The sequence below is a fragment of the Gracilibacillus sp. HCP3S3_G5_2 genome (assembly GCF_052063305.1).
GTDB lineage: Bacteria > Bacillota > Bacilli > Bacillales > Amphibacillaceae > Gracilibacillus.
In genome coordinates, this window is the sequence record NZ_JBQHXU010000001.1 from 76,150 (window position 1) to 90,250 (window position 14,101).

At 35.9% G+C, this 14,101-nt stretch carries 12 protein-coding genes; 4 read left to right on the forward strand and 8 right to left on the reverse strand.

The window, feature by feature from the left end; all coding sequences use genetic code 11:
• Positions 1–19: 19 nt before the first annotated feature.
• From ACTNEP_RS00395 to ACTNEP_RS00405, 3 genes are all read right to left on the reverse strand, one after another.
• Positions 20–2,389 (reverse strand): heavy metal translocating P-type ATPase, encoded by a 2,370-nt coding sequence (locus ACTNEP_RS00395; protein WP_441159563.1) that lies wholly within the window; start codon positions 2,387–2,389, stop codon positions 20–22.
• A gap of 44 nt (positions 2,390–2,433) precedes the next feature.
• Positions 2,434–2,736: a metal-sensing transcriptional repressor gene (locus ACTNEP_RS00400; protein ID WP_441159564.1), complete on the reverse strand. Its 303-nt coding sequence runs from the start codon at positions 2,734–2,736 to the stop codon at positions 2,434–2,436.
• A 389-nt stretch (positions 2,737–3,125) separates the two neighbouring features.
• Positions 3,126–3,782 (reverse strand): SOS response-associated peptidase, encoded by a 657-nt coding sequence (locus ACTNEP_RS00405; RefSeq protein WP_441159565.1) that lies wholly within the window; start codon positions 3,780–3,782, stop codon positions 3,126–3,128.
• A gap of 209 nt (positions 3,783–3,991) precedes the next feature.
• On the opposite strand from ACTNEP_RS00405, the gene ACTNEP_RS00410 reads away from it, so the two are divergent.
• Entirely contained in the window at positions 3,992–4,798 is an 807-nt protein-coding gene (locus ACTNEP_RS00410) for a VLRF1 family aeRF1-type release factor (protein WP_441159566.1), read from the forward strand.
• A gap of 48 nt (positions 4,799–4,846) precedes the next feature.
• Here the strand turns inward: ACTNEP_RS00410 and ACTNEP_RS00415 are convergent, their stop codons facing one another.
• Positions 4,847–5,926: a PqqD family protein gene (locus ACTNEP_RS00415; protein WP_441159567.1), complete on the reverse strand. Its 1,080-nt coding sequence runs from the start codon at positions 5,924–5,926 to the stop codon at positions 4,847–4,849.
• Between the two features lie 261 nt (positions 5,927–6,187).
• Positions 6,188–7,357, reverse strand: coding sequence for an HD-GYP domain-containing protein (locus tag ACTNEP_RS00420; protein ID WP_441159568.1), 1,170 nt, complete (start codon positions 7,355–7,357; stop codon positions 6,188–6,190).
• A gap of 268 nt (positions 7,358–7,625) precedes the next feature.
• Here ACTNEP_RS00420 and ACTNEP_RS00425 point away from each other — a divergent pair, with 268 nt between their 5' ends.
• On the forward strand, positions 7,626–8,093 hold the full coding sequence (locus ACTNEP_RS00425; RefSeq protein WP_441159569.1) for a nucleoside deaminase: 468 nt from the start codon (positions 7,626–7,628) through the stop codon (positions 8,091–8,093).
• A 27-nt stretch (positions 8,094–8,120) separates the two neighbouring features.
• Here the strand turns inward: ACTNEP_RS00425 and ACTNEP_RS00430 are convergent, their stop codons facing one another.
• Positions 8,121–9,326: a Bcr/CflA family efflux MFS transporter gene (locus ACTNEP_RS00430; protein ID WP_441159970.1), complete on the reverse strand. Its 1,206-nt coding sequence runs from the start codon at positions 9,324–9,326 to the stop codon at positions 8,121–8,123.
• A 173-nt stretch (positions 9,327–9,499) separates the two neighbouring features.
• Between ACTNEP_RS00430 and ACTNEP_RS00435 the strand changes: the two genes are divergently transcribed.
• A complete protein-coding gene (locus ACTNEP_RS00435; RefSeq protein ID WP_441159570.1) occupies positions 9,500–9,781 on the forward strand; it encodes a hypothetical protein in 282 nt (93 codons plus the stop codon).
• 307 nt (positions 9,782–10,088) lie between these two features.
• Positions 10,089–10,991 carry a 3-hydroxyacyl-CoA dehydrogenase gene (locus tag ACTNEP_RS00440; RefSeq protein ID WP_441159571.1) on the forward strand — a complete coding sequence of 301 codons (903 nt, stop codon included), beginning with the start codon at positions 10,089–10,091 and terminating at the stop codon, positions 10,989–10,991.
• An 85-nt stretch (positions 10,992–11,076) separates the two neighbouring features.
• Here ACTNEP_RS00440 and ACTNEP_RS00445 read toward each other — a convergent pair whose 3' ends face one another.
• Together ACTNEP_RS00445 and ACTNEP_RS00450 are read right to left on the reverse strand one after the other, a co-directional pair.
• Positions 11,077–12,069 (reverse strand): LLM class flavin-dependent oxidoreductase, encoded by a 993-nt coding sequence (locus tag ACTNEP_RS00445; protein WP_441159572.1) that lies wholly within the window; start codon positions 12,067–12,069, stop codon positions 11,077–11,079.
• A 186-nt stretch (positions 12,070–12,255) separates the two neighbouring features.
• Positions 12,256–14,025, reverse strand: a complete 1,770-nt coding sequence (locus ACTNEP_RS00450; protein ID WP_441159573.1) for a YhgE/Pip domain-containing protein — start codon at positions 14,023–14,025, stop codon at positions 12,256–12,258.
• Positions 14,026–14,101 lie beyond the last annotated feature (76 nt).

The window sequence follows — 14,101 nt, forward strand, 5'->3', positions numbered from 1 at the left end:
CTTTTCTTTGTTTATACCTTTATATTTTTACTCTCTTCAATCGAAGTGAATTTGTTACTACACTTACAGAACTGAATGCCATTGCTGCCCCGGCGATCCACGGCGCTAATAATCCAGCTGCAGCAATTGGTATACCTGCACTATTGTAGGCGAATGCCCAGAATAAGTTTTGTCGAATGTTTCGAATGGTTGCATGACTTAGTTTAATAGCTTTCGGAATCAACAATAATTCCCCACCTAAAATAGTAACATCAGCTGCTTCAATTGCTACTTCTGTACCGGTACCAATCGCAATCCCTATATCAGATATAGCTAATGCTGGTGCATCGTTTATACCGTCACCAACCATTGCAACCGTTTTACCTTGTAACTGGACTTCTTTTACTTTATCAGCTTTTTGTTCTGGTAATACTTCTGCATAAACCTGATCAAGACCAACCTGTTCGGCAATTGCTTGTGCAGTTGTTAGATTATCACCTGTTAGCATAATTACTTGCAAATCTTGAGCTTTTAATTGCTTGATTGCTTCGATTGCAGAAGGTTTTATGGTATCTGCAACTGCTATCACTCCACTAAGTGATCCGTCAATAGCTATTAGCATTGCCGTTTTCCCTTGTTGCTCATAATTTCTTAATGTTTCTTCTTTGTCCTTGGTCTCAATCCCGTTATCACGTAGATGCTTCCGATTTCCTACCACAATTTTTCTTCCATTCACTTTTGCTTTAATACCATGCCCCGGTATTGCTTCAAATGAGTCTGCTTTGTTTAACGGCAGTTGTTTTTCTTCCGCATAGGTGACAATTGCCTCTGCTAAAGGATGCTCTGAGCCCTTTTCGGCACTGGCCAGCAATTGTAACGCCATATCATCACCGATAAAGTCTGTTACTTCTGGTTTTCCTTTCGTTAAAGTACCTGTTTTATCAAAGATAATCGTGTCAAGCTTATGTGTTTTTTCTAGATGTTCCCCGCCTTTAAATAAGATGCCTGATTCAGCAGCCTTTCCGGTACCGACCATAATAGATGTCGGTGTAGCTAATCCTAAAGCACAAGGACAAGCAATTACTAGTACGGCTATTGTCGCTACTAATGCTGCCTCTATATTACCTGGTGATACAAGTGTCATCCAGATAAGAAACGTAATGACCGCAATCGCTACAACTATTTGCACAAAGTAACCAGAGATCACATCTGCCAAACGTTGGATAGGTGCTTTTGATCCTTGAGCATCTTCTACTACTTTAATAATAGAAGCTAACGCAGTATCTTTCCCGACTTTTGTCGCTTCCATTGTTACCAAGCCATTCTTATTCATTGTCGAACCGATAACTGTATCTCCCGCTATTTTTTCAGTGGGGATCGATTCCCCTGTTATCATTGATTCATCTACTGCAGTCTGGCCATTGATAACAATACCATCCACAGGTATTTTTTCACCCGGCTTTACGACTAACTGATCGCCAACTTCAACTTGCTCGATTGGAACCATTACTTCTTCGTTGTCACGTATCACTCGTGCTTCTTTCGCTTGTAAATGAAGTAACTTTGAAATCGCCATCGTTGTTTTACTTTTGGCAGCTACTTCCAAATATTTTCCAAACAAAATTAATGTAATGATCACTGCACTTGTTTCAAAATATAGATGTGGCATGCTGCTCATAAACATTTCATAAACACTGTAAAAGTAGGCAGCACTTGTACCAAGCGCAACTAGTACATCCATGTTCGCTGTTTTGTTTCGTAAATTTTTAAAAGCACCTACGTAAAACTGCCATCCAATAATAAATTGGACAGGTGTAGCTAGAACAAATTGAAACCAAGGGTTCATAAAGATGCTGGGAATATTTATATTAAATAAATGCACGAGCATCGTTGCGAATAGCGGCAAGGTCAATACTGTCGAAGCAATCAGTTTATGCTTCATTTGTTGAAGTTGCTTCTCTTTTTGAGAAGCTTGTTGCTCTGTATCCGCCTTACGTTTGGCATCATAGCCAAGTTTTTGAATGCGACTGATCACGTCCGCTTCTTCAATAATGGAAGGGTTATATTCGACAGATGCACTCTCCGTTGCTAAATTCACTGTTGCATGCTGTATTCCTTGTTGTTTGTTTAATACTTTTTCTATACGGTTAGAACAAGCTGCACATGTCATACCAAACACATCGAAATCGACCCGTTCTGTCTGAACTCCATAGCCCAGTTTTTCTATTTTTGTTTGAATTTCATTCACTTGAACATTATCTGGGTTATAGGAAACACTTGCTCTCTCCGTTGTTAAGTTAACCTGTGCCTTGACACTGTCCATTTGATTCAGTACTCTTTCTATCCGATTGGAACAAGCTGCACATGTCATACCTGTTATATTGAAAGTTACTTTTTTGTCCTTACTCATGATCGTTCCCCCCTTACTAATCCATAAAACCCACTAAGGAAAATCTACTTGGAGAATTGTTTCATCACTTCCATCAACTCTTCAATCGTCTCATCACCTTCTCCAGATAAAATTGCATCGCTGACACAATGTTTGATATGCCTTTCTGTTATCGAATAGCCTACTTTTTTTAAAGCTGCATTAATGGCACTAATTTGCACTAGAATATCTACACAATAACGGTCCTCTTCGACCATTTTCTGTATTCCTCTAACCTGCCCCTCTATTCGCTTTAATCGATTAACAGTAGCTTGGATTTCATCTTTTGACCGTGGTTTGCTTGGGTGTTTATGCAAGGATTCCTTCAAGATCATCATATCCTTTCGTTATCTTTAAACATACTATACCCCCCTATAGTATATAAAGTCAATCATTTTGTTTATAATTGGTTAACAATCACCTTTTCTTGATGACCAGACTAAATCTTCCTTTTATTGCTTTCTTCACAAAAATCTTTTTACTAAACTGAGACAAAAGGATTTTTTTATCCAGCAAATTCCGAACATAAATGGTGCGAAGACCCGCTTCGGAAATATACTTCGCTTTCCGTGGACTTGTCCTCAGCCTCCTCGAAAAAAAGTTCACTTTTTCCGCGGGGTCTTCACACTGCGCTTTTCCACAGAAGTTATGTATATTTCCTACGCGCTATTAGCATATTGGTGGCTTTTAGACGAAACACTTTCTTTTTGTCTCAACCTCAAATAGGCTCTATTAAAGCTTTATCGTTGTTAGCTGGATTATTCACTTTCTTTGATACAGGATAGGCTTTCATGATCGAAGAATCTAATGGCACAAGTAGGCTTTTTAAGAAAGTTTTATCATCAATCCTTGGATCGATCCATTTTGCCTGCTCATTATCTTGCAGAATCACGGGCATTCTATCATGCAACGATTGCATCAGTTTATTTGGCTTCGTTGTTAAGATTGTACACGTAACAAGTTTCTGACCACCTTGTTCCCAACGATCCGATAGTCCCGCAAATGTGAAAGGACGACCATCGTTGACTGTGATTCGATATGGTTGTTTACCTTCAGCCTTTCTTTTCCATTCATAAAAACTATCTGCTACAATTAAACATCTTCTACGTGTTAATAACCGTTTAAATGAAGGTTTAACGTCAACTGTTTCGCTTCTTGCATTGATCATTTTACTTCCTATCTTAGAATCATTTGCCCAACTTGGTACTAATCCCCATTGTAAGTAACCAGCTTTTCTTCCCTCTTTCGTTCCTACAATGGAGAGCACTTGATGTGTAGGTGCTATATTATAACTCGGTTGAATTTCTGTGAGTACTATACCCAATTCACTTTCTAGGACTTCTACCGAAGTATCTAATGTAAATCGTCCACACATATGGCCCTCTCCTTTAAAGATAAAAATCATTTCTTTTAGAAATTTCCCAGGAAATTCTTTCCTTATTATGCCTTTTACAGCAGGGTTTTATTAATCCTGCATGTAATTGAGTATTAATACTCAATTAAGATGATTTATGTTTAATAAGATAGAAAACGGTTAGAGGATAACTAGAGAATATCTTACTGTAAAGGAGTGCTGTATTTTTAATGAATATTCACAAAGAGCTAGAAAAATTAGAAAAAGTATATAAAGAAAAGCCTCAGCGTGTGTTAAGTATGTATTTGAACACTGACCGATCTGACTCAGATCAACAGGGTGGGGAATGGAAATTACACTTGAAAAATGGATTGGAAGGTTTCGAAAATTATTTACAGAAAGACGGGAACAGTGAGGAAAAACGAAATTATTGGGCAGTAAAAGAAATGGTTGAGCAGTATATGCATGAAAATGAACAAGATTTGGCAAAAAGTGTGGTGATTTTTGCCACAGGTGACAAATCGGTTTGGTTTGCTAAAAAATTTCAAATACCAGTTAAAACAGAATTTAATTGGGAGGAAACTCCAAAGCTAGACCAAATCAAGCAAATGGCCAAACAGTTCCCTGAAACTGGTATCATCCTTACTCAGAAAGAAACAATAAAAATTTTGGACACTGAATTCGGCATTTTAAAAGATACTAAATATTATCAACTAGATCTAAATACGGAAGATTGGCGAGAACAAACCGGACCACACAGGGCTCAGCCATCGATGGGTTCTGGAGGTAAAAATACACGAGTGGAACAATATGAAGCTCGTTCTAATGCAAACCGCTACCGTTGGTATAAAAGCATCGCTTCTACACTTGATAAAATAGCAAAAGATAAAGGTTGGAAGAAGATTGTAATCGTTGGAAATAAAGAAGAAGCAGAAATTATCTCTAATAATATGACGAAGGAAATAACGAAAGTGGTGCCTAAAAATATGTTGGAACATGAAGAAATGAAAGTCATCAATGAGGTTGTATTTTATTAAAAAAATCGAGCATTGCTGCTCGATTTTTTTAATTCTCTAGAAGAGTTATTATACAGAGGAAGATTTCCTCTTTTTTCTCATGGAATAAATTAATAAACTTATCATCAAGATGAATTGAACGACGATTACTAATGCATCCCAAAAATATGGATTACCGGATGGATTCATTAAGTTTGGCAATATATTTACCATTAAGTAAGTCGTTTGTGGAATGAAATATATAACGAACAAAGCCATTGTTAATAAGACCCCTATTAAGGAGAACACACCATATAGCTTTACTACTTTTTCCTCGCCTTCAAAAGTAGTAGTGGTTTTATCTTCTTTGATAAATGGTACCCATTTTGCCATATAATTTTTTCCGTTCTCCATTAAATTATAACAGCCGGTATTATTCTCTAGCAGATAATATAAGTCCGTCTTCATGTAAAAACAACACTGATAAATGGTTTTGATAAAAATATCAAAAACTACTAAGGTTAAAATTCCATTAATAATATAGTGATCGATCGATACAGTCAATTTGACCACTAATACACTTATGAGTATTAATTGATCAATGAACATCCCACCTAAAAATAACAGATTTCTTTGTTTAGTCGGAAGCTTCCAAGCAGCTGTTAAGTCCGTTTCGGCAACGATCAAAAATAAACGGTTACCTAATTGCACCTTTGCAGGTAAATCAAAGGATCTTATCGCTAAAATATGACCGAATTCATGCAATATGATTATAATTAATGATATCAGCATATAAGTCAAAATGTTTAACACCATGGAATCGAATATAAATATAGCTGTATAAGTTGGGAGCAAATCAGTGTAGAAAGCAAAGATACCAACATTGAACAAAATAAGTATAATAAATATTGGGATAGTAAATCGATTAAAAAATAATAACGCAAAAGTAGGTGAGATACGAGTAAAACCCGCTGCAGACTGATCTTTTTTATGATAGATTACTTCTTTACCATTGACCTCTCTTACAAGCCCTAAATCAATTAATTGCTGTAAAAAATCTAGTAAATCAACATCTTCTTCTTTGTATTTTTCCGTTAATTGCTCTTCAATGATAGCCAGTGGTTCACGATTATTAATTTTATCGATTGCTTCAATACATATTTTCGGCATTTCAAAAAATTCACCAGTTTCCGCATTTTCAACTATATAATGGTTTTTGTCTTTTCTTATTTTAAGAAGTTGTAAGATTATCTTTGATTCAAGTGTTAATTCCAGAGTAATCCCCCCTCATTAAAAGAAAAAAGGATACTATGTTCATAGTATCCATATAAAGTTTTCTTACCAGTTATTATAAAAGGGGCACCACCAGCAAGTTGCTTTGATTTTATTCAATTTTTTGATTTTCATTGGCCACTAACCTCCTTTGCTAAATTAGTATTTATCTGAAATATCATGATAGTTATTGTGATAACGAACCCAGTCTGGGTAAACTTCTTTAAAGATATTTACAAGGGCTGGGTCAAACTGAGTACCACTTCCTTCAATAATACTCCTATAGGCTACATCAAGAGGCAATGCTTTTCGATAAGATCGTGAAGACGTCATTGCATCAAAAGCATCTGCTATTGACACCACTCTCGCTAAAAAATCAATATGTTCACCCTTAAGTCCATAAGGATATCCATTTCCATCCCATCTTTCGTGATGTTGTTCAATTACTGCTATGTACTCTCCTATTCCTTCAACTGATTGCACAGCTTCTGCTCCAACTTTCGGATGCTGTTTTACTATATTAAATTCTTGATCAGTAAGCTTACTTGGTTTAGTCAGAATTGTATCTGAAATATTTATTTTTCCAATATCATGTAGTAAACAAGCATAATAAAAGAATTTAAGCTCTTCACTACTAAACTTACCAGTAGCCTTAACTAATATATGAGCATATTCTGCTACTCGCTCACTGTGACCGCGAGTATATGGATCTTTTAACTCTAATGTAGCAATTACACCTTTTACAATACCTTCTAACTGTTTATCATAAGAATTTTTTAATGCATCTACGTACCCTAGAAAGCGAAATAAGAGGATACAAGCTACAATCGATAATATTACTATTAACAATAACGGGATAATTACAACAAAATCATTCAGTATAATTCCTACAACTAGAAATTTTAAAACAGTTCCAAAAGATACCAAATAAAAGAAAGACTTATTTACAAATATTGGTGAGAAGATAATAATAACGATTTCTACAATATTGCCATTTGAATAGAATTGATTATTACCGATGTAGAATATTAATTCTACAATTAAATTTGTAAGCGTATAAGATATAAAAAAGAGATATTTTATTGAATATGGCTTATTCCTTTTTAGCAAATAATAAGCAACAGGGAATAATACTAAAACAACAGCGTATGTTATAAGATCTAAGTTATTTTTATTGCCAATTGTATTAATATCCCAAGGCATTTTAGGTAAAATATAAAAGTATATCAGCTCATACCCGAAATAGATTGTATAAAACAACCACAAAAACCATACTGTTGTTCTTTTTTCTTCATTCAATAGATTTGTGTATCTATGTGTATTTTTCATTTCTATATCCTTTCTAAACATATTATACTATTTAACGAACAATATTTCTACAATTTTCCTATAATATTTCAATTAAATTATTATAATTATAAGTTAGATGTCGATGCCTGTAAATTATTCCACTCCATTGGTAAGCCTTTTATAACACTACTAAAGTAACAAATAAGCAACGCATTCTATTATTCTTTTGTTACAAGATCTTACAAATGAATCCTATTCTTAATGCAATTACTATATGATGGTTACTAGAATGTTAGGAGGAAACAAAATGAAAGAAGAATTTATGAAGTACGCTTTACAAATTGCTTATGAGAATGTAGAGAACAAAAACGGAGGCCCTTTTGGAGCAGTAATCGTTAAAGAAGGGAAAGTAGTAGGTAAAGGAACGAATGTTGTCACAACAACTAATGATCCATCGGCACATGCGGAAATTAGCGCCATTCGAGATGCGTGCAAAAATTTAAATGATTATCAATTGACAGATTGTGAAATTTATACAAGTTGTGAACCATGTCCAATGTGTCTAGGAGCGATTTATTGGGCTCGACCAAAAGCGGTTTATTATTTCAACTCAAGAGAAGAAGCAGCAAAGATTGGATTTGATGATCAATATATCTATGATCAAATATCGTTAAACATGGAAGACAGAAGCCTAGCGATGACACACTTGAATTGCAATAGCGATAAGCTTCCTTTTCAATTATGGGAAATGACTACTGATAAAGTAGAATATTAGAAAAAAAGATGAGTTGTTTAGTACAACTCATCTTTTTTGTTTCGTAAATAATAAAAAAATAATGGCTCCAATAAAAGAATTGCAAAACAGTACTGCCCCCATAGGTACAGCAGTTGTTTCATCCAATCCTACGATTGGCGCAACTATTGCCCCCATTAACAAAGGCAGCATACCAAGTAATGCACTTGCTGTTCCTGCACGCTCTTTTTGATTTTCCATTGCAAGAGAAAAGCTACTTGTTAAGATAATCCCGACTGCGTTTAAATGAATAAACAAAGGAATAACTAACATATAAAGAGGCCAATGGAAAATTGTCGCTAATAATAATATCGTGTTTGCTGTTAAAGACATGATAACACCTGTTCTCAATAGGCTTCTTTCTGGGAAATGGTTACTCAATCGACCGACAAGAAAACTACCAAAAATGATTGCCAATCCATTGATTCCAAAAAGAATACTAAATACTTGTGGAGACACATGATATAGATCCTGATAAACAAATGGTGTCCCTGCTACATAGGCAAATGTCCCGCCCTGAACAAAGCAAACAACGATTGCATAGCTAATAAATGACCGATCCTTCCATAAAGCAACCATTGTTTTTAATGAACTACCAATAGAACTTGGTCTCCGATTTTTTTCTGGTAATGTTTCCGGCAGTTTAAGCGCACTAATTACTACCATCATAACACCTAATAAAAATAAAAAAGCAAATATCGTATGCCATGTCGCAAATGGCATTAATAATACTGCACCACCTGAGATTGGAGCAATCATCGGTGCTGTTGCATTAATTACCATCAATAAGGCAAAAAATTGCGTTAATGCTTTTCCATTAAAGACATCCCGTACTACCGCCCGAGATAAAACAACACCAGCAGAAGCAGTAAAGCCTTGTAAGAATCTCGCTACAATTAAAACTGTAATATTCGGAGCAAATGCACAAACAAGAGAAAAGACTGAAAATAACGAAATAAATAATAGAATCGGCTTTCTTCTTCCAACTGAGTCACTAATCGGCCCAATTACTAACTGTCCAAAAGCTAAGCCTAATAGACAGGCTGTTAAGCTTAATTGAACTAGTGAGGCGCTGGCTCCAAGATCATCTGCTATTTGTGGAAAGCTTGGTAAATACATATCAATATTAAACGGACCTAACATGGATAACATCGCTAATAGAAAAGCTAAGCCGATACGTTTTTTTCCTGTTGGATTATGTAATTGCTGTTCGATGACAACCCCTCCCTTCCATTTATTATATAAAAATTAATAGAAGAGTTATAGTAAATGACCTTTTGGGAACCGCAAATCTTTTGTAATATTTGTTATCATTTTTTAACATCCACAAACGTTTTAACTAATAGCATTCGTGTTATATATAAATAACACAAAAAGGAGGATGCAACATGAAGGAATTTTTATCAAAAGACATTTATCTGCATGAAAGATTAACAATCCAGCAGTTGCTAGCTATACATACTTATCAAAAAAGGTATCATGGTGATATCTATCTCGTTATAAATTATGAAACTATTACACTTGAAAATCTGCCAAAACTGGTTTCTTTTTCGTTAACAATGAATCCAAAATGTAAACTACAAATAATTGTTGAAGGAGAGAATGCGAGGAAAGCATTGAATGAGTTAACAAGGTGCATCCAAATGGAAGAATATCATATTGCCAACTAAGTTATACTAAATAAGCAATCCATGGTTAATTTTTTTATCCATGGATTTTTATCTATGTTATTGGATTACCTTTTATTTTATAAAGGAAAATCGATTCAATACTTATTACCCATTTTCATTTGAATAACTGTATAGCATTGTGTCATAATAATAAGAAGATTTATCAATGTGCTCATTGTCTGCAAATCACAAATAGGAGAGGTGAGCTAACACGCTGATAAGTTTTACTAACTGTCGGTGAGGGTTATTGATCACCACTTAGTAATATTTCATTTTATATGAGTAATCACGGAAGGGATGGAGAAATATGACACAATATCAAAACATTACCGTTGCCGGCGGAGGGGTTTTAGGAAGTCAAATCGCTTTTCAAACTGCATTCCACGGATTAAATGTAGTAGTTTACGACATTAATGAGGATGCCGTAGATCAAGCAAAGGATCGCATTACCAAACTAAAAGCTCGCTACCAAACAGATCTAAATGCAACAGCATCTGAAGTAGATGCTGCCTTTGATCGTATTGCTTTCTATTCAGATTTAAAGTCAGCTGTTGCTGAAGCTGACCTGGTTATTGAAGCAATTCCAGAAGTAATAACAATTAAAAATACATTTTATCAGGAACTTGGACAGGTTGCTCCTGAAAATACTATTTTTGCTACAAATACTTCTACACTTTTGCCAAGTCAATTTGCAGAAGTAACAGGCAGACCTGATAAATTTCTAGCACTTCATTTCGCTAATGAAATCTGGTTAAATAATACTGCCGAAATTATGAAACATCAACAGACGGATGAGCAAGTATTCGAAGACGTAATTGCTTTCGCGAAACAGATTGGGATGATCGCTTTACCACTACATAAAGAACAACCAGGATATATTCTTAATTCATTATTAGTACCGCTATTAGATGCTGCTCAAGGCTTATTTATTAAAGGAATAGCCGATCCTGAAACAATTGATAAAACTTGGATGGCTGGGACCGGAGCACCAAAAGGACCTTTTGCAATACTTGATGTAGTAGGAATTAATACTGCCTATAATATTGTGAAGCAAAAAGCAGAAAAAACTGGTGATAAAGGGGCAGCAATATTAGCAGATTATCTTAAAACAGAATATATTGATCAAAACAAATTAGGGACAGCCACAGGTGAAGGCTTTTACAAGTATCCTAACCCAAGCTACGAAGACCCAGATTTTCTGCAAGCATAAAGCATACCTCCGTTAAATGACTTATCTACTTTCTGATAAGTTTTAAAAGAGAAAGTGGTTTATTTGCCACTTTCTCTTTTATTCATTACAGGATCTCTTCTGCTATTAACTGATAGGATTTCTTCTTTGCCTCGAAATCGTAAATGTTCGTGATCATCATAAATTCATCTGTTTGATAAACACGTTGCAAACGTGTCAGTTCTTGCTTTACTTTAGTTGGTGTTCCGATGATACAGCGCTCTCTGTTTTCCTTCATTATATCGAGCTCTTCTTGTGTAAATGTTTTTTTGCGTACTTCTTCCCGTGATGGGACTTTCGTGTCTGCTCCTTTTCCAACACTAAGGAGCCATTTATCCTGTGTTATGGCTAATTCTTCTGCTTCTTCTTCTGTTTCAGCACACACCACAAAAATACATACTATTGTTTTAGGTTGGTTCATTGTAACAGAGGGCTGAAAGTTCTCTCGATAAGTCTGCATTACCTGCTCACCATTAGCAGGATTGATAAAATGGCCAAAAACAAATCCGACTCCAAGTTCTGCAGCGTTTGTTGCCCCTCGTTCTGACAACCCCAATACCCATATCGGTGGAACTTTGTCCACTCTGGGACCTGCTTTCACCAAGCGAAATTCGTGCTCTCGTGGTAATGAATTATGCAAAAAACCTTGTAAATCGGTAAGCTGACGTGGAAAATCACTTAAGCTTTTGTTTTGATTATCAGTCAGTGCAGATCGAGTTAACTGCGAACCGCCTGGTGAACGGCCAACACCTAAATCAATTCGCTCAGGGAAGAATCCTGCCATCGTTTTAAAGTCTTCTGCTATTTTATATGGACTGTATTGTGGTAATAAAACGCCACCAGATCCCACTCGAATGTTATTAGTTTCGGAAGCTAGCCTTGTCATGATAATTTGCGGTGATGAGCTTGCCAACCCATTGGTATTATGATGTTCTGCGACCCAATAACGGTGATAACCAAGTTTCTCCGTCCATTTGGCAAGTTTCAGTGTATTTGCTAACGTTTGTTCAGGTGTATCTCCTCTAGATATTGGTGCTTGATCTAAAACACTTAATCTCATCATTCTTCGCTCCTTTCTTTTAGTGTAATTAGTTTTAAATAAAAAGAAAACAAAAAAGCTTATGATAGCTCCTGATTTCTATTGCAAAAGTTGAACTATGAATGCCAACAAGGCAACTTTCATGCTTCGTTTCTCTGCTACAAAAAAAGTGACAGGAAGATTCCTGCCACTTTTGTCTCCACCCATTTACTTAAAAAGATCTACTAATCGTTGCCAGAAGCTTTTCTCTTCTTCTGCCACTTCTTCATCCTCTTCTTGTTCGTCTTTGGTAATACCTTCTGTTTTAATCACGAATTGAACTGACTGTATATTTTCATTTTTTTCGGAAACAAATGATACAGCTTCAAAATCTGACTTATCATAGTCATTGATCATTTCATCTATTTCATCCTGCATTTGGTCAGGTAGATCACTAGTCGAGTCAGCTAATTCTGTTGTCCCTTCATGCAACTCGCCTGCTCCATCCTCCAATTCAGCTGTTCCATCTTCTAGTTCCACAATGCCATTATGAAGGTCTTGATATGCATGAGAAAGTTCTTCAACACCACTTGTATATTCTTCAAGTCCTCCATGAAAATCTGTATAATTGTCTGATAAAGCAGTTAGTCCTTCTTGCAATTCCTTTAACCCTTCCTGAATATCTATTCCTTCACTTGCTGCCGCAATTTGATCAGCTATTGTTTCCAAAGAAGTTGCTATTTCATTTTGTGCATTGCTTACTTCTTCAAGGGTTGGGGATACTGCTGCAAAAGCTTCTCTCACTTGTTGATAGGTACCTTTTGCTGTTTGAGCTGCCTCGTATGTTTCAACTAATTTATCAATTACTTCTGCATCAGCTCCACTATGGACTAAAGCTTCTATATCTTTCTCTGAAATCTGATGTGTTGGGATATTATCTATTGCATCCTCTACTGCTTGATAGGCGTTCTCATAATTTTGCTGCAATTCAGTCAAACCTTCACTTGCATCTTTTAAGCCTTCTGCCATTTGCTTTAGACCATCCTGCAAAGTACTAAAATCTCCAGCTTCCACGTCTTGATCAATGGAATCTTTCATGGTTTGGAGAGCACGATTAATCGATTGACTACCACTCATTAGCTCATCTGAGCCATCACTGACTTGATTGATACCCTCTTGATAATCACCTGATCCCTCTCTTAAACTGGAAACACCGCTATTTAGTTCGGTAATCCCATTAACTAGTTCGCCTACTCCATTATCTATTTCTGCTGTTGCATCAGCTAATGTTTCAAAATCGTCTGTTACCCCATCAATATCTGGGGAATCAATCGACATCGAGGATGGAACTGCCGTTATTTCGATAGCTTCTAGTTCAAAGTCTGTCACATCAGCTTCCAAAAGAAAGTTCTCTTCTTGTTCTGGCATTACCGTAAATGTCACTTGTTTATTTTTTCCGGCATTGGCGATTGTTGCCTCCTCCGCCTCAATATTCTGATACAATCCTCCATCCAAAGTGATAGAGATTTGCACTAAATAATTGTCAAAAAAGATTGGATCAACATCCTCATTTGCTGACGATTCTATTTCCAACTTAAAATGACCATCCTGTCCCAACATTTCTTCCGGTTCCAACTCTTTGCCATTCAGTTGGTATCTGATCGAAAACTCCCAAGGTAATGGCTTATTATCCAAATTACCTTGATAATAAAAGGAATCTTCTGAAGCCGTGAAGGAAACTTCATCTCCCTCATTTGAGATATCAGATAGATCTGTTAGATTTTTAACACTTGAATATTCGCCGTAATCAACGAATTCTCCTGGTTCCTTTACCTCAAAACTGTTCACCACATACATATCCAACTCTTCACCACTAGATGATAATGTTGTATAGATTACCTCATCCTTTGCTGGAGTACTAGCTGCCACAGCATTGAACGGATAGATTATAAATATAGTGATAATAAACAATAATAAAAATCGTTTAATTCTCATCATCAACCCTTCTCCTTGTATAGTAGTAAGACTTCAATCAGTGTGAAATGAGTACCCGCTGATTGTTTCGTGAAACTTA